Genomic DNA, 23,753 nt, shown 5'->3' on the forward strand with positions numbered 1-23,753 from the left:
GCTGGTCGCCATCTTCCTGATGTTCGCGGCCCTGAGCCCGCAGTTCCGCAGCATCGAGAACGTCCAGAACATCGTCGACGCCGCCGCGGTGCTCGCCGTGGTCACCTGCGGCATCACGTTCGTACTGATGATGGGGTCCATCGACCTCTCGGCCGCAGGCGTGATGGGCGCCTCGGCCCTGACCGTGTCGCTGCTGGTGGCCAACAACCGCAACGACAACGACTTCGGCCTCGCCGGCGTCGCGGTCGCGGTCCTGCTGGGCTGCGTGTTCGGCTGCCTGAGCGGGCTCGCGCTGGTCCTGCTGAAGGTGCCGTCGTTCATGGCGACGCTGGGGGTGTCGGCGATCGGGCTCGGCGTCGCGACCCTCATGTTCGCCGGCGTGCAGCCCAACATCTCCGACGCCATGCTCAAGGGCTGGGCGATCGAGCGCCTCCTCGGGCTGTCCTACCTCACCTGGATCGCCGCCGCGTGCGTCCTGGCGGGCTGGCTCGTCCAGCGCTACACCAGGCTCGGCCGGTACGCCTTCGCGATCGGCGGCGCCGAGGAGGTGCTCACGCTGTCCGGGGTCCGGGTGAAGCCGTACAAGGTCGCGGTGTTCACCCTCGCCGGCGCCTTCTACGGGCTGGGCGGGGTCATGGTGACCAGCCAGCTCGGCGCCGGCCTCGTCCAGGCCGGCAACGGCTACGACTTCTCGGCCATCACCGCCGCCGTCGTCGGCGGAACCCTGCTCACCGGCGGCCGCGGCGGCATCCTGCACTCCGCCGTGGGCGTCGTGCTCGTCATGGTGCTCACGAACGGTCTCGTGCAGGTCGGGGTCAGCCCCTACTGGCAGGGCGGCGTCGAGGGCCTCATCGTCGTGGCCGCGGTCGCCGTCGCGGTCATCCCGCAGCGTCGAAGGAACCAGGTGGTCAAGTGAGCGTCCCAGCCGAACGGGAGCCCGCGACGCCCGCGCCGGTGCCGGCGTTGGAGGTGCGCGGCCTCGTCAAGCACTACCCGGGCGTGAAGGCACTCGACGGCGTCGACCTGGTGGTCCGGCAGCACGAGGTCCTGGGCCTGGCCGGCGAGAACGGCGCGGGCAAGTCCACGCTGCTCAAAGCGCTGGTCGGCCTGGTCACCCCCGACGCCGGCGAGATCTACGTCCGCGGTGAGGCCGTCAAGCTGCGCAGCGTCGTCGACGCCGCGAACCACGGCATCGGGATGGTGTTCCAGGAGCAGTCCCTGGTGCCCAACCTGACCGCCGCGGAGAACATCCTGCTCGGCGGCGAGGGCGCCGCGGTCCGCCGCGGCGTCTACCGCTGGGACGTCATGCGCCGCCTGGCCCAGGAGCAGCTCGACAAGATCGGTTCGAACATCGACCCCCTGGCCCGCACCGACACGCTCTCCTTCGCCGACCGGCAGATGGTCGAGATCGCGAAGGTGCTGCGCATCGAGCAGCGCAGCCAGCACCCGCCGGTCATCATCCTGGACGAACCGACCTCGGTGCTGGAGTCCAAGGAGATCGACACCCTGTTCGCGCAGATCCGCCGGCTGCGCGAGTTCGCCTCGGTCGTCTTCGTCTCCCACCGGCTCGACGAGGTGCTGGACGTGTGCGACCGGGTGACCGTGCTGCGCGGCGGCCGGTCGGTCGGCGAGGTCGCCACGGCCGGCGCCGTCCCGCGCGAGCTGCACCGGATGATGATCGGGTCCACCGGATCCGACGACCACTACCACGAGAACGCCGCCGCGGCCGTCGCCGCCGAGCAGCCCCGGCTGTCCGTACGCGGGCTGTCGGGCAGGTCGTTCCGCGACATCGACCTGGACGTCGCGGCAGGTGAGATCGTGGCGATCGTCGGCGTGCACGGATCCGGCCGCGAGGACGTCTGCCGCGCCCTGTTCGGCATCGAACCGACGACCGCCGGTGAGATCCGGATGGACGGCAAGAGGATCAGCCTCCCCAACACCCGGGCCGCGTGCGCCGCGGGCATCGGCTACGTGCCGGCCGAGCGCAAGACAGAAGGCATGGTCGGCCCGATGTCGGTGGCCGAGAACATGACCCTGACCAAGCAGAAGGCCCGCTGCGCCGGCCCCTTCGTGGCACCCCGGAAACAGGCCGGCCTGGTCGACCGCTGGATCGAGCGGCTGTCCATCCGTACGCCCGGCCGCGACACCCCCATCCAGCGGCTGTCCGGCGGCAACCAGCAGAAGGTGGTGCTGGCCCGGTGGCTGATCGGCGGCGACATCCGGCTGCTCCTGCTGGACCACCCGACCCGCGGCCTGGACGTCGGCGCCCGCTCGGAGGTCTACCGGCTGATGCGTGAACTCGCCGCGGGCGGCGTCGCGACCGTACTGCTGGCCGACAGCCTCGAGGAGGCGATCGGCCTGGCCGACCGCATCCTGGTCATGAACGACGGACGGGTCGCCGCCGAGGTCGCCTGCCCCAACGGGGGCAAGCCCAGCCCTCTGGACCTCGTGAAAGAGATGGTATGAGCACTCCCGTCGCCATGCAGCCGGTCGCCGAACCCGCCATCGGCGCGAACAGCCCCCGCCCCGCCCGGCGACTCACCGGATTCATGCCGCTCATCGCCCTGGCGGCGCTGGTGGTGGCCCTGGCGGTCGCCGACCCGGACTTCCTGACCCTGCGGAGCCTGACCGCGGTGTCGCGGACCGCCGCGCCGCTCATCGTGCTCGCCGCGGGGGCGACGCTCATCGTCCTGTGCGGCGGCATCGACCTGTCCATCGCGGCGCTGGCCTCGCTCTCGACCGTCCTGCTCGCGCTCTGGCTGCCGGACCTCGGCGGCCTGGCCACCCCGGCCGTCATCGGCGTCGCGGCGGCGATCGGCGCGGTGCAGGGCGCGGCGCACGTGCTGCTGCGGATTCCGTCGTTCATCGTCACCCTGGGCGGGATGAGCATCCTGTCCGCGGTCGCCCTCGTCGTCTCCGGCGCCGGCACCGTGCGGGTGGTGGACGACACGCCGGTCAAATGGCTCGACCTCTATGTCGCCGGCTACGTGCCGATGTCGGCCGCGATGGCGCTCGTCGTCGTGGCCCTGATCGCCGCGATCCTAAAGGCGACCCCGCTGCACAGCTGGGTCTCGGCCACCGGCTACTCCGAGTCGGCCGCGCGGCTGGCCGGCACGCCCGTCGACCTGGTCAAGATCGGCGCGTTCTGCGTCTCCGGCGCCTGCGCCGGGTTCGCCGCGGCCATGCTGGTCTCGCGCCAGTACAGCGGCGGCCCCACCATGGCCGACAACCTCCTGCTGCCAGCGGTCGCGGCCATCGTCGTCGGCGGCACCGCGATCACCGGCGGTCACGGCAGCCTGTGGCGGAGTCTCGCCGGCGCGCTCGTCGTGACGCTGCTGCGGGTCGGCCTGCCGATCGTCGGCGTGCCGTCCGCGTACGAGCAGATCCTCTACGGCGCGATCATCGTCGTCGCCGTCGCCCTCACCCTCGACTGGTCGAAGGTGTCGATCATCAAGTAACCGATCCGAATCCGGTGTCACGACCAGGTACCCGCACATACGGAAGGCCATCATGTCCCACGAGAACTCCACGCTCCTGCCCGCGGTCCGCTCGTTCCTGTCCTCGCCCAAGCAGCTGCTCATCGGCGGCGAGTGGGTGGACGCCAAGGACGGCGCAACGTTCGCCACCGTCAACCCGTCGACCGAGGAGGAGCTCGTCCAGGTCGCGTACGCGTCCGCCGTCGACGTGGACCGAGCGGTCGCGGCGGCCCGCGCGGCGTTCGAGTCCCCCTCCCCGTGGTCGCGGATGACCCCGCGCGAGCGCTCGCACCTGCTGTGGCGCATCGGCGACCTGATCGACGCCCACGCCGAGGAGTTCGCCCAGCTGGAAGCCCTCGACAACGGCAAGCGCGTCGAAGCGGCCCGCGACGGCGACGTCGCGATCTCGGCCGAGCTGTTCCGCTACTTCGCGGGCTGGGCGACCAAGATGGAGGGCACGTCCATCCCGATGTCCGTGCCGGGCCGCGAGTTCCACGCCTACACCCGCCGCGAGCCGGTCGGGGTCGTCGCGGGCATCGTGCCCTGGAACTTCCCCCTGCTGATGGCCTGTTTCAAGATCGTCCCGGCGATCACCGCGGGCAACACGGTCATCCTCAAGCCGGCCGAGCAGACTCCGCTGACGGCACTGCGCCTGGGCGAGCTCCTGCTGGAGGCCGGTGTGCCCGCCGGCGTCGTCAACATCCTGCCCGGCTTCGGCGACACCGGTGCCGCGCTGGTCGACCACCACGGCGTCGACAAGGTCGCCTTCACCGGCAGCACCGAGGTCGGCAAGAAGATCGCCGCCGCGGCCTCGGGCAACCTGAAGAAGGTCTCGCTGGAGCTCGGCGGCAAGGCACCCAACATCATCTTCAACGACGCCGACATCGACGCCGCCATCGCGGGGGCGGTGCTGGGCGGCTACTTCAACGAGGGGCAGTGCTGCGTCAACGGCTCGCGGCTCTACGTCCAGCGCGGCGTCTTCGACCGGGTCGTCGAGGGGGTCGCCGCCGCCGCGCGCGCGATCAGGGTCGGCGACGGCTTCGACCCGGCCTCGCACATGGGTCCGCTCGTCTCGCGGGAGCAGCATGAGAAGGTGCTGGGCTACATCCGCGGGGCGGTGGCCGAAGGCGCCGTGCTGAACGCGGGAAGCGCCGACGCGGTCAGCGATCGGGGCTTCTTCGTGGCGCCGACGCTCATCACCTCCGTGAACGAGCGGATGGCCGTGCAGACCGACGAGATCTTCGGTCCGGTCGTGACGGCGATCCCCTTCGACACCGAGGACGAGGTCGTCGCGGCCGCGAACAACACGGTGTACGGGCTGGCCGCCGGGGTCTGGTCGCAGAACATCGGCACCGCGCACCGCGTCGGCGCCCGCCTGCGGGCCGGCACGGTGTGGCTCAACACCTGGCACGCCGACGACGTCACCCTGCCGCGTGGCGGCTTCAAGCAGTCGGGCTGGGGGCGCGAGCTCGGATCGTTCGGACTGGACGACTACACCGAGCTCAAGACCGTGATCGCCGAGCTGCGATGAGCACCGGCGGCGACTCGCCGTCGAGGTGAGCGCCGTGTGAGTGACCTGACGAGGTAGGCCCCCGGAAACCTTCCGGCGGGCCTACCGCCGTATCGGCCCACCGCCGCGCCCACACGGACCAAGAGATCGGACTGTGATTCGCATATGAGAACTCGTTCACCAGTAGGTTCATATATGGAAACACAGTTCTTGACAGCACATTCACGGGTGTCTTACGTTCAGCCTCCGCGGCGGTTTCTGTCCCACCGCCACGTCCGCCGAACCTCAAGGGATCTCTTATGAAAGTGCCCCGCAGGTCTGCCCCCTCCCGCCTCTCCGCGCACGTCGATCGACTGCTGGGAGGCCTGTCCGGTCGGGTCGCCGCAGCGCTCGTCGCGCTGGCGCTGGTCGCCGGATCGACCGGCGCCGCCGTGTTCCCCACCGCGGCCCAGGCGGCCCCCGCCGACGACGGCCGGCTCAACGTGCTGCTGTTCTACAAGTCCAACTTCCACGCCTCGCACGTGCAGGCGCGGCAGGCCGTGCGTGACCTGATCAACCAGCTCGGCACGCAGTACAACCAGCCGGTCGAGATCCAGGAGACCGAGGACCCCGCGGTGTTCAACACCGCCAACCTCGCCGTCCGCGACACGGTCGTCTTCGCGCAGACCGGTGGCGTCCTGTTCAACGCGTCCCAGCGCGCCGCGCTCGAGTCCTACATCCGCGGCGGCGGCGGCTTCATGGGCATGCACTACACCGGCTGGTCGGCCGGTGAGAGCGAGCACGACGTCAACCCGTTCTACGCTCGCCTCATCGGCGCGGCCTCCGAGGGGCACCCGGAGAACCCCGGCGTCCGGCCGGGCCGGGTGTTCAGCAAGGACGTCAACCACCCGCTCGTCCAGGGGGTGCCGACGAGCATCACCCGCAGCGACGAGTGGTACGACTGGGTCGTCAACCCCGCGCCCTGGGTGCGCACCCTGATCGAGGCCGACGAGGCCTCCTACGGCATGGGCCGCCAGGGCTCCATGCACCCGCTCACCTGGTGCCAGACGATCGACTCCGGCCGGTCCTGGTACACCTCGATGGGCCACGAGGGCACCGCGTACTCCGAGGCGTACATGCGCGCCCAGATGAAGAACGGCCTCGCCTACGCCGCCAAGCTGCTGCCCGCGGACTGCTCGCCGCCGACGAAGGACCAGGCCGGCGCCTGGAGCGGCGTCACCCCTTGGCCGCTGGTCCCGATCAACATGGCGCTGACCTCCGACGGCCGGGTGCAGTCGTTCGGCAGCGTCGGCGGCTGGGGCACCGACACCACGCCGTACGACTGGACCGGCAACGACTCGGTCACCCAGGGCGGCCAGATGGAGGTCGACGTCTGGGACCCCGCCCAGCCGCGCACCCTGGCGAACCTGCGCAACGGCATCCTGCCGAACACCACCTACACCGACCTGTTCTGCTCCATGCAGGTGCAGTCCCCGCACGACCACTCGACCATGACGGTCGGCGGTGACGACGGCATGGGCGGCAACTCGCCCAACGACGGCGCGATCGGCGTCACCAGCTACTCCACCAACAACGGGCTGCAGAACGAAGCGCCCATGAACATCCCCCGCTGGTACCCGACGGGCACCACCATGCCCAACGGCGACATCGTCGTGCAGGGCGGCAGCCTGCGCGGCGGACCCGGCGGACCCGGCGTCCTCACCCCGGAGATCTACACCCCGGAGCAGGGCTCGGGCTGGAAGACGCTCGACGGCGCCCGGAGCCCGGCCGCGTACGGCGACGGCGGGGCAGACCACCCCGGCGCGGACGAGAACCGCTGGTGGTACCCGCGCGCGTTCGTCTCGCCGACCACCGGGACGCTGTTCAACATCAGCGGCACGCAGATGTTCGAGCTCAACCCGTACGGCAACAACGGCACCGGCCAGCTGACGCTGCGCGGCACGCTGCCCACCGCCATCTCCAACCAGGGCGCCGACGGCAACCCGGTCGGCGCCACGTCCACCGCCACGATGTACCGCCCCGGCAAGATCCTCCAGGTCGGCGGCGGCTGGTGGGGCAACGGCGGCGGCCCCGACGGCGCCCGGGCCGGCTTCACCGTCGACATCACCGGCGGCACCGCCAACCCGGTCGTCACGGCGACCAAGCCGATGAAGTACCAGCGCCACTGGGTGACCTCGACGCTGCTGCCCGACGGCCGCGTGCTGGTCACCGGCGGCGCCCGGGAGAACAACGGCAACGGCGGATACGTCACCAACCCCGAGATCTGGGACCCGAACACCGGCAACTGGACCGAGGTCGTCATCCCGCACGAGCGCGCCCGGCTCTACCACTCCACGGCGCTGCTCCTGCCCGACGGCCGGGTGATGATCGGCGGCGGCGGCGCCCCCGGTCCGCGCAACTACACCGACGTGGAGTACTACTCCCCGTCGTACCTGTTCGACGGCAACAACCCCGCCCCGCGCCCGGTGATCTCCGCCGCGCCGGCGAAGATCGGCTACAACGGCACCTTCCAGATCACCGCCACCGGCACGGTCTCGCGGGTCGCGCTGGTCCGCAACGGCTCGGTGACGCACGGGTTCAACAACGACCAGAACTTCCAGAACCTGGCGTTCAGCCAGTCCGGCGGCACGGTGACCGTCACGTCGCCGCTCAACGGCAACTACGCGCCCCCCGGTGCGTACATGCTGTTCGTCTTCGACGCGGCCGGCACCCCGTCGGTCGCGAAGATCGTCAAGATCGACCCTGCGGTCATCATGACGCAGCTGAACCCGCGGGTCGTCGACCAGTTCGAGTACCCGCGCCTGGCCGCCGAGTGGCGCACCAACAACCCGCCCGCGACCGTCGATGTCGCCGCCGGCAACAGCCGGATGGTGCCGTGGGTGGTCGAGAGCCAGGTCCAGCTGGTGCGCGGCACCGCCACCGGCCAGGGCGGGCTCGGCCTCACCGGCTACCAGCTGTCCCTGGGCACCTCGGGCAGCATCAAGCGGGCGGTCAACGACCTCACTCCCGGCAGCACCTACCGGATATCGCTGCGCTACGCCCGCGACGCCCGGTCGACCGGGACCGCCGCGGCGACGGCGACGCTGTCGATCGGCAATCTGAACGCGACGCTCACCGCCACGACAGCACAGCCGTCGACGGCCGCCTACAGCACGTACACCGGCACCTTCACGGCCGCGACCGCCTCGCAGACGCTCAGCCTGAAGGCTCCGGGGACCGGCGCCGGCCTGATGGTCGACGACCTGGTGATCGTCGGCGACAACGCCCCGCCGCCGGCCACGGGCATCCCGGTGCGGTACGAGTTCGAGGAGGGCCAGGGCACCACCGCCGCCAACACCGGCTCCGTCAGCGGGGTCGGGGCTGCCGTCCTGACCGGGACCACCAGCTGGTCCGCCAACGGCGTCATCGGCAAGGCGATCAACCTGCCCGGTGGCAGCACCGCGAACGCGGTGGACCTGCCGGACAACCTGCTGCAGGGCGCGGCGAACTTCTCCACCGCCTTCTGGGTCCGCCCCGACACGAAGTCCAACTGGACCGGGCTGTTCCACATCGGTGACGGACTCGGCTCCGCCGGGAGCTACTACCAGATCCAGATGCAGACCCAGGCGGGCGGCAGCACCGGACTCGCCGTCACCTTCAAGGGCAAGACCGGCCCCGAGGAGCGGGTCTTCGCCACTCCGGCGCAGGACGTGGCCGTCAACCAGTGGAGCCACGTGGCCTTCACCCGGCAGGGCTCGATCGGCACGCTGTACCTCAACGGCGTGGTGATCGCGACGCGGACCGACCTGACCGTCGGCATGACCGAGGTCGGTCCGACGGCCGACAACTGGCTGGGCCGCAACGGATACGGGGACGCGGCGTACGACGGTCTGATCGACGACGTGCGCCTGTACACGTCCACGCTGACCGCGGCGGACGTCGCCAAGCTGTACAACGAAGGCGTCGCGGTCCGGTACACCTTCGACGAGAACACGGGGACCTCCGCCGCCAACACGGGCACGAGGTCGTCGACCGGCGCAGCCTCCTTCCTGGGCACGACGGGCTGGAGCGCGGCCGGCCGGTACGGCAGCGCGGTGTCGCTGCCGGGCGGTGCCGCGAGCACGAACAACCACGTCAAGATGGCCGACAACATCGCGGCCGGACTGGACGAGCAGTTCACCGTGTCCTTCTGGGCGCGGCCGGACACGCTGCCGTCGTGGGTGCCGCTGGTGCAGATCGGCAGCAGCACCGACACGTTCTTCCTGATCCAGTCGTCCACGAACGGCTCGACCACCGGGTTCGGGGCGACGTTCAAGGCACCGGGGGTGGCCACGCAGGAGCGGCTCCTGCTCGGTGCGGGCCGGGACCTGCCCCTCAACGAGTGGACGCACGTCGTCTTCACGATGAACGGGTCGACCGGGAAGATCTACTTCAACGGCGTGCTGCAGGCCACCCGGACCGATTTCACCATCGGCATCGGTGACGTGGGCGTGGGCGGCAGCACCACGGCCAACTTCATCGGCGGTACGAGCTGGGGGGATTCGAGGTTCGACGGATTGATCGACGACTTCCGGCTGTACGGTTACGAGCTCAGCGCCGAGCAGGTGACGCAGCTGCACGCGGGTCGCCGATGACCGCGCCGCTGCCGTAGGGCGGCGCGGACGACCTGACGACGCAGGCCCTGAGGATCCTCTCGGGGCCTGCGTCCTGCGCCCGACCCCGGCGCCGGACGTCGTCAGCCGACGGTCGGCTCAGCCGGAAGGGTGGCACGCAGCGCCGCGATCCCGGCCAGCAGCTCGTCGCGCCGGTCCAGCGGCATCATCCAGTCCGGCAGGCGCACCCGGTACGCGGGCAGGTAGGCGCCGCCGTCGGCCAGGCGCACCCGGGCCCGCAGGTGCTGCCCGATCGCGTCCAGGAAGCTGCAAGGTGGGTGCAAGCCGAGGGCGCCAGGATGCGGGTATGAGAGTCATCCCTGGTTTCGCTTTCGTCCTGGCGGCCGCCACCGCCGCCCTGGCGCTCGCCGTCCCGGCCCCGGGCGCCGCACAGAGCTGCCAACGCACGGTCAGCGTCAGCCCGCAGGCGTCGGCGGGGGAGGGCAGCGCGACACTGACGTTCGCGGTCTACTCCGGCGGGTGCGCCGCCGCGGGCGAGGTCGGCTACGAGGCTTCGGCCGGCACCGCCACCCCCGGATCGGACTTCCAGCTGCCGCGGGGGACGCTGCGGTGGGCGGCCGGCGACACCTCGATGCGGACGGTGACCGCGGCGGTGCTGCCGGACTCCCACCGGGAGGCGGAGATCGAGGACTTCCTCGTCCGCCTCGGCGACGCCAGCCCGAGCGTGCGCATCACCCGGCCGCTGGCGCAGGGACGGGTCCTCGACGATGACGGGCCGACCGGCAGCGTGGTCGTCGATGACGGCGTCTGCCCCCAGCCCTCGCTGGTCCAGTACTGCTTCTGCGGCCTGGTCGAGTCGATGCCCATCGAACCGCACTGCGTCGACTTCAGACTCAGCGCGGCACTGCCGGCACCGTCGACGCTGCACTGGAGCACCGTCGACGGCACAGCGAAGGCGGGCGTCGACTTCGTCCCGGTCGTGCAGCGGGAGCAGGCCGTGGCGGCGGGGAAGACCTCGGGCGCCCTGTCCGTGCAGCTGATCACGCGGCCCGCGGACACCCCGCCGCGCTACTTCTACGTACGGATCTCGGCCGTGTCGGCGGGGGCCGTCGTGGACGCGGTGGCGACGGTGACCATCGGCGGCTCCTGACCGGTCAGATAGGACCGGGTGGTCGCCTCCAGGTGCGGGTCTGCCAGCTCCCGGGCCAGGGCCAGCGCGCCGCGGAAGTGGGCTGAGGCGGCCACCCGGTCGCCGCGGTCGCGACTGGCCAGCCCGAGTTCGTTGAGGGTGTCCGCCTCCAGCCGACGCTCTCCGAGCTCGCGCCGGATCGCGAGCGCCGCGGACAGGTGCTCCAGCGCCGCGTCCGGGTCGCGGTCGGCGCGGTGCGCCTGACCCAGGCTCATCAGGTAGCAGGCCTCGTGCCTGGGCAGCCCGAGCCGGCGTGCCAGGGCCAGCGCCCGCAGCAGGTGCTCGCGGGCCAGTGCCGGCTCACCGAGCTGGATGTGGAGGTGGCCGATGTTGTTCAGCAGCGTGGCGACGTCGGCATGGTCCGCGTCGGCCGAACGCAGCGCCAGGGCCTGGGTGAACGCCTCCATGGCACTGGCGAGCAGGCCCAGCGCCGTGCGGGCGTGCCCGATGTTGTTGAGCACCATCGCCTGCCCGGCCAGGTCGCCGGCGGCGGTCACCAGCGTGAGGGCCGTCCCGAAGTGCGCCAGCGCCTGCTCGTGGTCGCCGACGGCGTGGCAGGCCAGGCCGAGCAGCGAGCGCAGCACCGCTTCGGCGTCAGGGTCGGCCAGCCGCCGGGCGGCCGCCAGGCCCAGCCGCGCCGCGTCGACCCGGGCGCCGTTGTGCCCGCGCAGCGTGAAGAAGCCGGTGAACAGGTAGGCCAGCCGCCAGGTGTCGCGGTCCGCGCCGCGTCGTGCGGCGAGGTCCAGGACCGCCGGCACGCTGGCGTACTCGCCGTCGACGAAGGCCAGCGCCGCGGCGTGGTCGGCGGGGAACGGGACCTCGATCGGCGGCTGCGCCGAGATCATTCCGGCCCGGTTGCGGGCCGGGCTGAAGACCCGGTTGGCGGCGTCGCCGACGGCCAGGTACCACTCGAAGATCCTCGTCTCCGCTCGGGCCGCCTCCACCGGCTCCGCGACCTCGAACGCATACGCCCTGATGAGATCGTGGAACCGGTACCTGCCCCGCGCCACCTCCACCACCAGGTGCGCCGCGGCCAGCTCGTCGAGCGCCGCCCGCCCGCCGCCCGGCGGCGCCTCGGCCAGCGCCACCGCCAGCGAGACGGCGAAGGTCGGGCCCGGGTGCCGGCCCAGCCGCCCGAACAACCGGGCCGCCGCCGGGCTCAGCGCGCGGTACGCGCTGGCGAAGACCGCCCGGATGCTGCGCGAGTCGCCCGGCACCGACAGCGCGTCGAGCCGGCCGTCGGCCAGCTCGGCGTTGAACGCGTCGATCAGGCCGTGCGGCCCGGCCGCAAGCTTGGCTGCGGCGATCCGCAAGGCCAGCGGCATCCCGCCGCACAGCTCGGTGAGCCGACGGGCGGCGGCCGGCTCGGCGGCGACCCGGTCCGCCCCGAGCACCCGCCGCAGCAGCGCGAGCGCGTCGCCCGGGTGCAGCACGTCCAGGTGTACGGCCGACACGGCGTGGTCCACGGCGAGGCCGGTCAACCGGTTGCGGCTGGTCACCAGCAGCAGGCTCGGCGCCGGCGGCACCAGCGACGAGACCTGGTCGGCGTCGGCGGCGTCGTCCAGCAGCACCAGGACCCGGCGGCGGTGCACGGCCGACCGGTACAGGCCCAGCCGGGCCGTCAGCTCGGCCGGGATCTCGGCGGCCGGCACGCCCAGCCCGGCCAGCAGCTGCGCCAGCGCCTCGGCCACCGGCAGCGCCGCCGCCGGATCGTGGCCGCGCAGGTCGACGTAGAGCTGCCCGTCGGGGCAGCGGTCGGCGGCCCGGTGCGCCCACTGCACCGCCAGCGCGGTCTTGCCGATGCCGGCCGGTCCGCACACCACGCCCACCTCCGCGGCCGCGCCGTGCAGGCCGTCGAGGACCGCCAGCTCACCGTCGCGCCCGGTGAAGTGCCCGATGCGCGGCGGGAGCTGCGCCGGCGGGGGCCGGTGCCACCCTCTGCCCGGGCCCGGCCCGGCGGTCGGGGCGACGTCCAGGCCGGGGTCGCGGCGGACGATCGCCACGTGCACGCGCTGCAGCCGGGCGCCGGGCTCCGCGCCCACCTGCTCGGCCAGGTACGCGCGCAGGCGCTGGTACGCCTCCACCGCCTCGTTCGACCGGCCGCACCGGTGCAGGGCGAGCATGTACGACTCGACCAGACGCTCCCGGCCCGGCGCCCCGACCAGCAGCTTGCCGAGCTCACCGGCGGCATCGGCGTGCTCGCCCAGCGCGAGCCGGGCCTCCCACAGGTCTTCGCGCGCGGTCCAGCACAGCTCGCCCAGGCGCGCCACCTCGGCCGCGCCCCAGCCGTGGACCGGCGCGTCCGCCAGTGCGTCCCCCCGCCACAGCGACAGCCCCTCGGACAGGCAGGTCACCGCTTCCCGTGCCTTCCCGGCCGCGACCGCCGCCCGGGCCTGCGCCACCCGCTCCTCCAGCCGCGCCGCGTCGACCGCGTCGCGCCGCACCGCCAGCAGGTAACCCGAGCTCTTCGTGTGCAGGACGCCCGCCAGCCCGCACCCGTCGAAGGCGTGCCGGATCCGGGCCACGTAGCTGTAGAGGGTCTCCACGGCGGTGCGCGGCGGATCGTCGCCCCACAGGGCGTCGATCAGCTTCGCCTGGCTCAGCACGCTGCCCGCGTGCAGGGCCAGCAGCGCGACGAGAGCGCGCGGTTTGGGGCCCGTCAGCCGGGCGGCGCCCGCCGGTCCCGCCACCACCACCGGGCCGAGCAGCCGGAAGCTCTGCCCGCCGGCTGCGGCCGCAGGCCCCTTGCGGCGGCCGTCCGCCGCGGCGTCCCGCGCGGTGGCCAGCGCCCCCAGCTCGGCCGCAGTGGCGCCGAGCAGCCTGACGAGCACGTCGAACCGGTCGACGGGCGGCACGCTCTTGCCCGAGAAGTACTGCGCCACTATGCCGAGCGACCACCCTGTCCTGGCCGACAGCTCGCGGTAGGTCAGCTCCTGCCCGCCGCGCCGCCGCGCCTCGCGTCGGCGCAGCTGGTGCAGCAGATGGGCCAGTTCCAGCGAAGCCTGCTCTTGACCCATTCACCTACTTAAACATGCCCGCCGGTCGGCGGGGTCCGCGGCGTCGCGGCCCCGACAGCGGCGCGTTCAACGATGTTCACCGGCACCGTTCAGCGGCGTTCAGCATTCCCGGCCGCCGCCCGGCCGCCTCCGGATCCTGGAGGCCCGACAGGACTGGAGGAAGACATGAACTTGCAGCTACGGGTGTACCTCACGGTGGTCGCCCTGGCTACGGCGCTCGTCCCACTCGGCGCGGCCTCGCCCGCCGCGGCCGACCCGGCCGGGCTGGTGATCGTCAAAGAGACCTCGAACCCGACCAGCGGGCAGAGCAAGCACACCGATGTCGTATGCCCCGCCGGCACCGCGGTGGCCGGCGGCGGCGGATACCTCACGGCCCCGGCACCCACCGGCTACGCGGGGCTCATCCGGATGCAGCCCATCGGTGAGTCCCAGTTCTGGGTGGCGACCCAGGAGGCGGTCGCCTACGGCCCGAACTGGACGCACACGACGGTCGCCATCTGCGTCCCGAAGCCGGCCGGCTGGGAGATCGTCTCCAGCGTGGGCGGCAATCAGGAGCAGTACGTGGTCACACCGAGCTGCGGCCCTGGCCGGAGTGTGATCGGGGCGGGCGGCCGCATCAACGGGGGAGTGCCCGACGTCGTCCTGGAGGACGTCGTCCCCTCCGCCGATCTGAAGACCGTCACGGTACGGGGCGTGGAGGTGCCGGAGTCGGTCGACGACACCTGGTCGGTCACCGCCTACGCGGTCTGCGCCGACACCCCGGCCGGGCTGCAGCGTGTCTCGTTCCCGTCGGCGAGCAGCAGCGACTCGCGCCAGACGGCGACCGGACTCTGCCCGGCGGGCAAAGCGCTCCTCGGCACCGGCGTCGAGGTCAACGCGGGCAACGGCCATGTGCTGCTCAGCGGCATCAACACCGTCGGCGTCGACCGGGTGAGCACCTGGGCCGACGAGATCGTCGGCGGGTACAGCGGCAACTGGAGCATCACCGCGTACGGCATCTGCGCCAGCTGACGCAGTTTCGGCCCCCGGCCCCGCGACCCTCGTCGCGGGGCCGGTTCTCGTCGTAAAAGTGCCAATTCGGACTGTTCGACTTGACCGTACTTACCGGAGCCAATATGGTCGGCTATCGATAAGTTAACTTAACTAACTCTCGACGGCGAGTGCCCCGCTCGGTCCAGCCGTCCGCGCGCCCCGCGCCAGTCGCGGGCCGCCACCAGGAACGGAGCCCCCGATGAACGCACCGCCGATCAGGCGCATCGCCCTGCTCGCCGCCGCGCTGCTGCTCACCGCGACCGTCGAGATCGCCGCAGCCGCCCCCGCCGCGGCCGACACCGTCGGCCCGATCACCGGCGTCGCGTCCGGCAAATGCATCGACATCCCCTCCGCCGGCACCGTCAACGGCACCCAGGTGCAGATCTACACCTGCAACGCCAGCCCGGCCCAGACCTGGACCGTCGGCACCGACGGCACCATCCGCGCCCTCGGCGGCAAGTGCCTCGACGTCGCGGGCGGCGTCAACGCCAACGGCACCAAGGTGCAGATCTGGGACTGCTCGGCGACCAACCCCAACCAGCAGTGGAGCTACAGCAGCACGGCGCGCACGCTGGTCAACCCGGTCACCGGCAAGTGCCTCGACGTCGTCGGCGGCGCCACCACCGACGCCGCCAAGCTGCACATCTGGACCTGCATCGCCGGCCTGACCAGCCAGCAGTGGAACGTGGCCACCGCGCCGCCGCCCGCGTTCACCGACTACCAGGCCGAGAACGCCGCGATCGCCCAGGGCGTGGTCGAGTCCAACCACGCCGGCTACACCGGCACCGGTTTCGTCAACTATGACAACGTCACCGGGTCGTACGTGCAGTTCACCGTGTCGGTCACCGCCGCCGGCAACTACCCGCTGACCCTGCGCTACGCCAACGGCACCACCATCGACCGCCCGATGGACATCACCGTCAACGGCAGCCCGGCCGCGCCCGCGGTGTCCTTCCCCGGCACCGGCGCGTGGCCGACCTGGGCGGAGAAGACCGTCACGGCGAGCCTGAGCGCCGGAACCAACACCGTCCGCGCCGCGGCGACCACCGCCAACGGCGGGCCGAACCTGGACCGGCTGCGCGTCACCGCCCCGTCGGACGGCCAGCCGCCCACCGCGCCCGGCAACCTGCGCGTCGTCGGCGAGATCCGGCCCAACGGCGTCGACCTGGCCTGGAACGCCGCCACCGACAACGTCGGCGTCTCCCGCTACGTCGTCTACAACGGCGGCAACGTGGTCGCCGAGGTCGGCGGGAACATCGTCGCCGCCACCCTGAACCTGCAGCCCAACACGTCGTACGTGTTCAGCGTGCTGGCCTACGACGCGGCCGGCAACCCGTCGCAGGGCAGCAACAACGTCCCCGTCACCACCCCGCCCGGCACCGACGCCCAGCCGCCGACCACCCCGGGCAACCTGCGCACCACCGGCGTCACCGCCAGCACGGTGACCCTGGCCTGGAACGCCGCCACCGACAACGTCGGCGTCCGCGGCTACCGCGTCTCGCGCAACGGCACCCAGATCGCCGACGTGCCCGACCTGACCGCCTCCGACACCGGGCTCACGCCCGCGACGACGTACCAGTACACGGTCCTGGCCTACGACGCCAACGGCAACACCTCACCGGCCAGCCCGGTCCTGGCGGTGACCACGTCCACGCAGGCCGGTGGCGGCGACCCCGTCTTCGACCGCAACGTCACCCAACTCGACCTGCCCTGGGGCATCGCGTTCCTGCCCGACGGCAGCGCACTGGTCGCCGAGCGCGACCGGTTCGAGATCGTCCGGGTGACCCTGGCCGGGCAGAAGACCGTCGTCGGCACCATCACCGAAGCGGTGACCACCGGCGGTGAGGGCGGGCTGCTCGGCCTCGCCGTCGGCCCGACCTTCGCCACCGACCACTGGGTGTACGCCTTCCACACGGCGGCCGGCGACAACCGCCTGGTCCGGTTCAAGTTCGAGAACGGCGCCATCGGCCCGCGCGAGGCGCTGGTCACCGGCATCGCCAAGAACCGCTTCCACAACGGCGGCCGGATCAAGTTCGGCCCCGACGGCTACCTGTACGTCACCACCGGCGACGGCCAGGACAGCAGCCGCGCGCAGAACCTCAGCTCGCTCAACGGCAAGATCCTGCGCGTCACCACCACCGGCGCGGCCGCGCCCGGCAACCCGTTCGGCACCCGCGTCTACAGCCTCGGCCACCGCAACCCGCAGGGCCTGGCCTGGGACTCCCAGGGCAGGCTGTGGTCGTCGGAGTTCGGCGACAACACCTGGGACGAACTCAACCTGATCACCCCGGGCGCCAACTACGGCTGGCCGACCTGCGAAGGGGTGTGCAGCAACCCGAGCTTCACCAACCCCGTACGCACCTGGAGCACCGCCTCGGCCTCACCGAGCGGCCTGGAGATCGTCAACGACTGGATCTACATGGCCGCCGTGCGCGGCACCCGGCTGTGGGTCATGCGCATCACCGGCAGCACCACCGACACCCCGCGGGCGTTCTTCAACGGCTCCTGGGGGCGGCTGCGCACCGTCGTCAAGACCCCCGACGGCGGCCTCTGGCTCACCTCGACCAACAACGACATGAACGGCGGCACGCCGACGGTCCTCGACAACGTGGTCGTGCGCCTGCGCTTCGCGTCCTGACCAGCTCGGGCCCGTGGCGGCGACGCCACGGGCCCGCACCCCGACGACAGCAGAAGGAGAACGTGCATGAAGATCCTCAGCCGGCCCTGGCGCGCGGCCGCCGTCGCGTCGCTGGTGGCGCTGACCGGCCTCGCCGCCGGCGCGGCCCTGCCGGCCTGGGCCGCCCCCACCCGCTACGAGGCCGAATCGGCGACCGTCTCGCAGGGCGTCGTCGAAGCCAACCACGCCGGATACTCCGGCAGCGGCTTCGTCAACACCGACAACGCGATCGGCTCGGCGGTGCAGTGGACGGTGACCGTGCCCAGCGCGGGCAGCGCCACCCTGACCATCCGGTACGCCAACGGCAGCGGCGCCAACCGCCCCGCCGACATCATCGTCAACGGCACCACCGTCTCCGCCGCCAGCGCCTTCAACGCCACCAGCGGGTGGACCACCTGGACCGGCAAGACCGTCACCGCGCTGCTGGCCGCCGGGACCAACACCGTCCGCGTCGCGGCGACCACCGCCCAGGGCACCGCCAACCTCGACTACCTCGAGGTCGAGGCGGGCACCGCGCCGGCGGAGGCGCTGCTGTCGCGCGGCAGGCCCGCGACCGCGTCCTCGGTCGAGGACGCCACCACCGCGGCCGGCAACGCCGTCGACGGCAGCAGCACGACCCGGTGGGCCAGCGCGGCGGGCGTCGACCCGCAGTGGCTGCGGGTGGACCTGGGCGCGCCGTCGGCGATCAGCCGGGTCGAGCTGAACTGGGAAGCGGCCTACGCCACCGGGTACCGGATCGAGGTCTCATCCGACGGCAGCGCCTGGACCAGCGTCTACAGCACGGCCGCCGGCAACGGCGGCACGGACTCGATCACCGGGTTGAGCGCGAGCGGACGGTACGTGCGGGTGTACGGCACGGCGCGGGCCACCCAGTGGGGCTACTCGCTGTGGGAGTTCGACGTGTACGGCACCGGCCCGTCCGTGCCGCCCAGTCCGACCGCGTCGCCGAGCCCGCCGACCGGCACCACCCCGGCGGCGGTCAACGGGCAGCTGCACGTCTGCGGCGTGAAGCTGTGCAACCGGTACAACCAGCCGATCCAGCTGCGCGGCATGTCGACCCACGGCATCCAGTGGTACCCGCAGTGCGTCAACGACGCCTCGCTCAACGCGCTGGCCACCGACTGGAACGCCGACGTGCTGCGGGTGTCGATGTACGTCCAGGAGGACGGCTACGAGACCAACCCGCAGCTGTTCACCGACCGGGTGCACGGCTACATCGAGCAGGCCACCGCGCGCGGGATGTACGTCATCGTCGACTGGCACATGCTCACCCCGGGCGACCCGAACTACAACCTGGCCCGGGCCCGCACGTTCTTCACCGCCATCGCGCAGCGGCACGCCGCCAAGACCAACATCCTGTACGAGGTCGCCAACGAGCCCAACGGCGTCGGCTGGCCCGCCATCAAGAGCTACGCCGAGCAGATCATCCCGACCATCCGCGCCGTCGACTCCGACGCCGTCGTACTGGTCGGCACCCGGGCCTGGTCGTCGCTGGGCCTGTCGGACGGCGCGAACGAGACCGAAGTGATCAATAACAAGGTCAACGCGACCAACATCATGTACACGTTCCACTTCTATGCCGCCTCGCACGGCAGCAGCTACCTCAACGCGCTGTCGCGGGCGGCCGACCAGATCCCGATGTTCGTCACCGAGTTCGGCACGCAGGAGGCCTCCGGCGACGGCCCGAACAACTTCACCCAGGCGCAGGCCTACCTCGACCTGATGGCCAGCAAGAAGATCAGCTGGACGAACTGGAACTTCAGCGACGACTTCCGCACCGGGGCCGTGTTCACCACGGGCACCTGCGGGACCGGGCCGTACGCCGGCACCTCCCGGCTCAAGGCCGCGGGGGTGTGGGTCCGCGACCGGATCCGCACCGCCGACGACTTCCCGACCGGCTGACCCGTACCGCGACGCCCGTGCTGACGGGCGGCCCCTCGGCCGCCCGTCAGACTTGACCGGTCCGCCCGCCGCCTACACGTCGATGTGGCTGCCCATGATGATGGTCCGGTCGCGCGGCAGGCCGAAGTGCGCGGCCGCGTCGGCGGTGATGTACGAGGTGGCGATGAACAGCCGCTTGCGCCAGTCCGCCATCGTCGGCTCCGGACCGCGCCGCAGCTCGATCTTCGACAGGAAGTACGTCGCGTTGTCCAGGTCCAGCGGACCCTCGGTGACGGCCGGGTCCAGGGTGCGCAGCGCGGCGGGCACGTCCGGGGTGTCCATGTAGCCGAACCGGGCGGTCACGTGGGTGATGCCGTCGTCGGCGTACCCGAGGTCGTCGACGGTGACCCGCTGGTCGGCGGGCACGTACGGCACGGTGTCGGTCTCCAGCGACATGATGACGACGTGCTCGTGGCGGACGTGGTTATGCTCCAGGTTCGCGCGCAGCGCGAGCGGCGCGGTCTGCTTGCCGCGGTTGAGGAAGATCGCCGTGCCCGGCACGGTGGCCGTCGTCGCGCGGGCCTCGCGCAGCTGCTCGACGAACTCCGGCAGCGTGCCCTCGGTGCGTTCGCGCTCGGCGGTGACGACCTGGCGGCCGCGCTGCCACGTCGTCATGATAGTGAACGCGGTGAGGCCGATGAGCAGCGGCAGCCACGCGCCGTGCACGAGCTTGGTCAGGTTCGCCGCGACGAACAGCAGGTCGACGCCGAGCAGCAGGGCCGCGCCGGTGCCCAGCAGCCACCGCGGGGTGCCCCACTTGAGCCGGGCGACGTAGAAGAACAGCAGCGTGGTGATGGTGATCGTGCCGGTGACGGCCATGCCGAACGCGTAGGCGAGGGCGGCGGAGTTCTGGAAGGCGAACACCAGCGTCAGCACCGACACCATCAGCAGCCAGTTGATCCACGGCACGTAGATCTGGCCCATGGTGGACTCGGAGGTGTGCGCGATGCGCAGCCGCGGCAGGTAGCCCAGCTGCGCGGCCTGGGAGGCGACCGAGTAGGCGCCGGTGATGACGGCCTGGGAGGCGATGACGGTCGCGGCGGTGGCCAGGACGACCAGCGGCAGGCGGGCCCAGCCGGGGGACAGCAGGAAGAACGGGCTGCTGATGTTGGCCGGGTCCTCGAGGATCAGGGCGCCCTGGCCGAGGTAGCTGAGCACGCACGCGGGCAGGACGAGCCCGAGCCAGCCCCGGGTGATGGCGCGGCGGCCGAAGTGGCCCATGTCGGCGTAGAGCGCCTCGGCACCGGTGACCGACAGGACGATCGCGGCCAGCGCGAAGAACGCGATGCCGAAGTGCTGGGACAGGAAGCTCAGGGCGTACGTGGGGGACAGGGCCTTGAGGATGTCGGGGTGGTGGGCGATGCCCCCGACCCCGAACACGGCGATGACTCCGAACCAGGCGATCATGATCGGGCCGAAGACGCGCCCGACCGCGGCGGTGCCCCTGCGCTGGACCATGAACAGCGCCACGATGATGACCGCGGTGACCGGTACGACCGCCGCCTCCAGATCGGGGTTGACCGTCTTGATCCCTTCGATCGCCGACAGCACTGAGATCGCGGGAGTGATCATGCTGTCGCCGAAGAACAGGGCCGCACCGAAGATGCCCACCACCGCGAGTACGCCCGCGACCCGTCCGCCGCGGCCGGAGCTCCACCGGCGCAGCAGCGTGATCAGGGCCATGATGCCGCCCTCACCCTGGTTGTCGATGCGCATCGCCAGCAGGATGTAGGTGACCGTCACGATGATCATCACGGACCAGAAGACCAGCGACGCCACCCCGAACACGTTGTCGACGCTGACCGGCACCGGGTGCGGGTCGGCGGGGTTGAACACCGTCTGCATCGTGTAGATCGGGCTGGTGCCGATGTCGCCGAAGACGACACCCAGGGCGCCGACGACGACGGCGAGCCGTACCACGTCGCGTGCGCCGGTGCCGTGCTCCGGCTCTTGCTGACGGCTTGTCACGGGCGGTCTCCTGCGTCTGTTCCAGATGATCCGGTGTCGTGCGGGACGATACCGCCCTTTCGGCGAGTGCCTCAGCACCCCACACCTCCCCACCCGGTCTGTGCACGTTCACAGACTCGGACGGGCCGAATGGGCCGACCTGGACGGCCATTCTCCGCTCGGTCAGCCGGCATCGGCGCCACCCTTCGCCAGCTACCACCTGCTGGTAAAGGAATATCGGGCGAAACGGCGATGCCGTGGCCGCTCTTGACACCTTCAACATCGCCGCTACCTTGAACTGTGAACGTGCACAGAAGACACGTCGAGCGCCTCTGTGCGGTCTGACCAGGAGGATTCACATGCGCGACAGGTACACGATCCGGGCCCCTTTGGCGATCGTCGTGGCCACGGCCACGGTGCTTGCCGGAGCCGTCGCGGGCACCGCGGTGCCCGCGACGGCAGCGGCCGGCGGCGTCACCATCGCACCGATCGAGAGCGACCTGGCCGCCAAGCCCTGGGTCTCGACCACGGCCAGCAGCGCGGCGGCCAAGGCTTCCCGGGCGATCGACGGGGATCCCGCCACCGCGTGGGTGGCCGGGCGGCAGCGAGCGGGGGAGTGGCTGACCCTCCACCTCGGCGGCGCCTACGACAACGTGCGCAAGGTCGAGGTCGTCTTTCCGGACAGGGGCGCCGTCTACCAGTACGTCGTCGACGCGTCCACCGACGGCACCACCTGGACGACGGTCGTCGACCGCTCCGGCACCCGGATGCCGGGCCGTGGCGGGGTCGGCCTGTTCACCCGCCCCGGCACCGCCTACCTGCGCGTCACCATCACCCGCGCCTCGCCCGGGGCGAAGATCGGCATCAGCGAACTCTCGGTCTTCAACTACCTGCGCGACGACCTGCTGCTGGGCGCCGACCTGTCCTACGCCGACCAGAACACGGCCCGGGACGGCCTGACGTACTACGTCAGCGACCCCGCTCAGGCCGTCGACCTGCTGTCCCTGGCCAAGAACTCCGGCATGGAGTACGTCCGCCTCCGGGTCTTCAACGACCCGCGCGACGAACGGAGCCACGAGTTCCTCGACCCCGCCTACCAGGGTCCCGAGCGGACTGCGGCGGTCGCGAAGTCCGTCAAGGGCAAGGGCATGGGGCTCGGCATCGACCTGCACTACTCCGACCACTGGGCCGACCCGGGCAAGCAGGCCAAGCCCACCGCCTGGACCGGCCTGCCGTTCGAGGACCTCACCGCCGAGGTCTACCACTACACGCACGACTACATCCAGGCGCTGGTCGACCAGGGCACGGCGCCCGACAAGGTGGCCGTCGGCAACGAACTCATCAACGGCTTCCTCTGGGGCAGCGAGAAGGCCCAGCCGTGGTTCGCCGACCCGGCAGACTGGTGCTACAGCTGCTACTTCAACCATGACCCCGCCTTCGTCGCGCAGCCGGGCGGCGCCCTGCTGTGGAACTACTTCGGCTCCGCCGACCCCGCCGAGCAGGCCGCGTACGACGCGGCGTGGGACCGGTTCACGACGCTGCAGGCCGCCGGCATCAAGGCCGTCCGCGACGTCTCCGCGGCCAACGGCCTGCACATCAAGCTCGAGACCCACGTGATCATCGACAGCGGCAGGCTCGACCGGACGCTGGAGTTCTGGAACCAGCTCCTCACCCGGCTGAAGGCCAAGGGCCAGGACATCGACGTGATCGCGCACTCCTACTACCCCGAGTGGCACGGCGCGGCGGAGTACTACGAGAGCAACCTGCACGCGGTCGCCGCGGCGCACCCGGGCTACGAACTCGAGATCGCCGAGACCTCCCACCCGGCCAACGACTGGGACGGGGTGCCGGTGCCGAACTCGCCGTACCCGAAGACGGCACAGGGCCAGGCCGACGCGTACCAGCGGGTGTTCCAGATCGCCAACGACCTCCCGGACAACCGCGGCGTCGGCGCGCTCGTCTGGGAGCCGGCCAACTTCCAGGAGGTGGTCGACTGGGGCGGCTCCAGCTGGCCCGTCCTGAAAGTCTTCCCGTCCGTCGACGTCTACCGCGACAGCGATGCCGAGCAGGTGCTCCAGGACACCGTCTACACCGCGACGCAGGTCCGGCACACCCCGCGCCTGCCGGCCACGGTCGACGTGCTGACCGCGGCCGACGGCTCGATCACACCCGTCGCCGTCACCTGGGACGCGGTCCCGGGCAGCGCCACCGGCGCGCCGGGCGAGGTCGTGGTGCACGGCACGACCGCACTCGGACCGGTGACCGCCGTCGTGGACGTGGTCAGGCACCTGCCGCCGCCGATCCGCGGCTCAGGGCCGGCAGCCTGACGCACCCGGTGCGCGCGACCCGCGGCGCCGCCTCGGCGCCGACAT

At 71.6% G+C, this 23,753-nt stretch carries 13 protein-coding genes and 1 pseudogene; 11 read left to right on the forward strand and 3 right to left on the reverse strand.

The annotated features are described in order from the left end of the window. The first annotated feature begins 19 nt into the window (after positions 1-19). The 5 genes from QEZ54_RS07935 (at position 20) to QEZ54_RS07955 (ending at position 9,599) form a co-directional block, all read left to right on the forward strand. Positions 20-916, forward strand: a complete 897-nt coding sequence (locus QEZ54_RS07935) for an ABC transporter permease (RefSeq protein WP_281303829.1) — start codon at positions 20-22, stop codon at positions 914-916. Next, positions 913-2,466, forward strand: coding sequence for a sugar ABC transporter ATP-binding protein (locus tag QEZ54_RS07940; RefSeq protein ID WP_281303830.1), 1,554 nt, complete (start codon positions 913-915; stop codon positions 2,464-2,466). Before QEZ54_RS07935 ends, QEZ54_RS07940 begins: the two co-directional genes overlap by 4 nt. After that, complete coding sequence (locus QEZ54_RS07945) at positions 2,463-3,458, forward strand: ABC transporter permease (protein WP_281303831.1); 996 nt, start codon at positions 2,463-2,465, stop codon at positions 3,456-3,458. Before QEZ54_RS07940 ends, QEZ54_RS07945 begins: the two co-directional genes overlap by 4 nt. Before the next feature lie 52 nt (positions 3,459-3,510). Beyond that, the gene (locus tag QEZ54_RS07950; protein ID WP_281303832.1) at positions 3,511-5,007 is read left to right on the forward strand and encodes an aldehyde dehydrogenase family protein; all 1,497 of its coding nucleotides are present in this window, start codon (positions 3,511-3,513) and stop codon (positions 5,005-5,007) included. A gap of 284 nt (positions 5,008-5,291) precedes the next feature. Continuing rightward, positions 5,292-9,599 (forward strand): LamG-like jellyroll fold domain-containing protein, encoded by a 4,308-nt coding sequence (locus QEZ54_RS07955; protein WP_281303833.1) that lies wholly within the window; start codon positions 5,292-5,294, stop codon positions 9,597-9,599. Between the two features lie 101 nt (positions 9,600-9,700). Here the strand turns inward: QEZ54_RS07955 and QEZ54_RS07960 are convergent, their stop codons facing one another. Next, the gene (locus tag QEZ54_RS07960) at positions 9,701-9,901 is read right to left on the reverse strand and encodes a hypothetical protein (RefSeq protein WP_281303834.1); all 201 of its coding nucleotides are present in this window, start codon (positions 9,899-9,901) and stop codon (positions 9,701-9,703) included. A gap of 23 nt (positions 9,902-9,924) precedes the next feature. Between QEZ54_RS07960 and QEZ54_RS07965 the strand changes: the two genes are divergently transcribed. Then, a complete protein-coding gene (locus QEZ54_RS07965; protein ID WP_281303835.1) occupies positions 9,925-10,728 on the forward strand; it encodes a Calx-beta domain-containing protein in 804 nt (267 codons plus the stop codon). Here the strand turns inward: QEZ54_RS07965 and QEZ54_RS07970 are convergent. Then, a complete protein-coding gene (locus QEZ54_RS07970) occupies positions 10,653-13,784 on the reverse strand; it encodes a BTAD domain-containing putative transcriptional regulator (RefSeq protein ID WP_281303836.1) in 3,132 nt (1,043 codons plus the stop codon). The two genes, QEZ54_RS07965 and QEZ54_RS07970, sit on opposite strands and share 76 nt — an antisense overlap. Before the next feature lie 165 nt (positions 13,785-13,949). Here QEZ54_RS07970 and QEZ54_RS07975 point away from each other — a divergent pair, with 165 nt between their 5' ends. From QEZ54_RS07975 to QEZ54_RS07990, 4 genes and pseudogenes are all read left to right on the forward strand, one after another. Then, entirely contained in the window at positions 13,950-14,795 is an 846-nt protein-coding gene (locus QEZ54_RS07975) for a hypothetical protein (protein WP_281303837.1), read from the forward strand. A 220-nt stretch (positions 14,796-15,015) separates the two neighbouring features. Next, a complete protein-coding gene (locus QEZ54_RS07980; protein ID WP_281303838.1) occupies positions 15,016-17,454 on the forward strand; it encodes a PQQ-dependent sugar dehydrogenase in 2,439 nt (812 codons plus the stop codon). A gap of 66 nt (positions 17,455-17,520) precedes the next feature. Continuing rightward, positions 17,521-17,988 (forward strand): annotated as a pseudogene (locus QEZ54_RS07985) (CBM35 domain-containing protein); the annotation flags it as partial. Between the two features lie 33 nt (positions 17,989-18,021). After that, positions 18,022-19,395 (forward strand): cellulase family glycosylhydrolase, encoded by a 1,374-nt coding sequence (locus tag QEZ54_RS07990; RefSeq protein WP_281303927.1) that lies wholly within the window; start codon positions 18,022-18,024, stop codon positions 19,393-19,395. Positions 19,396-19,467: 72 nt separating this feature from the next. Here QEZ54_RS07990 and QEZ54_RS07995 read toward each other — a convergent pair whose 3' ends face one another. Next, positions 19,468-21,402, reverse strand: a complete 1,935-nt coding sequence (locus tag QEZ54_RS07995) for a KUP/HAK/KT family potassium transporter (RefSeq protein ID WP_281303839.1) — start codon at positions 21,400-21,402, stop codon at positions 19,468-19,470. A gap of 338 nt (positions 21,403-21,740) precedes the next feature. On the opposite strand from QEZ54_RS07995, the gene QEZ54_RS08000 reads away from it, so the two are divergent. Further along, the gene (locus tag QEZ54_RS08000) at positions 21,741-23,708 is read left to right on the forward strand and encodes a glycosyl hydrolase 53 family protein (protein ID WP_281303840.1); all 1,968 of its coding nucleotides are present in this window, start codon (positions 21,741-21,743) and stop codon (positions 23,706-23,708) included. The last annotated feature ends 45 nt before the right edge of the window (positions 23,709-23,753 follow it).

Origin of the sequence: Catellatospora sp. KI3, assembly GCF_029948125.1 — a bacterium.
GTDB lineage: Bacteria > Actinomycetota > Actinomycetes > Mycobacteriales > Micromonosporaceae > Catellatospora.

Bases quoted from the DNA above. Each gene is read 5' to 3' on its own strand.
- QEZ54_RS07965 (WP_281303835.1), top strand. From the start codon at position 9,925: ATGAGAGTCATCCCTGGTTTCGCTTTCGTCCTGGCGGCCGCCACCGCC.
- QEZ54_RS07950 (WP_281303832.1), top strand. From the start codon at position 3,511: ATGTCCCACGAGAACTCCACGCTCCTGCCCGCGGTCCGCTCGTTCCTG.
- QEZ54_RS07935 (WP_281303829.1), top strand. From the start codon at position 20: ATGTTCGCGGCCCTGAGCCCGCAGTTCCGCAGCATCGAGAACGTCCAG.
- QEZ54_RS07970 (WP_281303836.1), bottom strand. From the start codon at position 13,784: ATGGGTCAAGAGCAGGCTTCGCTGGAACTGGCCCATCTGCTGCACCAG.
- QEZ54_RS07980 (WP_281303838.1), top strand. From the start codon at position 15,016: ATGAACGCACCGCCGATCAGGCGCATCGCCCTGCTCGCCGCCGCGCTG.
- QEZ54_RS07945 (WP_281303831.1), top strand. From the start codon at position 2,463: ATGAGCACTCCCGTCGCCATGCAGCCGGTCGCCGAACCCGCCATCGGC.
- QEZ54_RS08000 (WP_281303840.1), top strand. From the start codon at position 21,741: ATGCGCGACAGGTACACGATCCGGGCCCCTTTGGCGATCGTCGTGGCC.
- QEZ54_RS07975 (WP_281303837.1), top strand. From the start codon at position 13,950: ATGAACTTGCAGCTACGGGTGTACCTCACGGTGGTCGCCCTGGCTACG.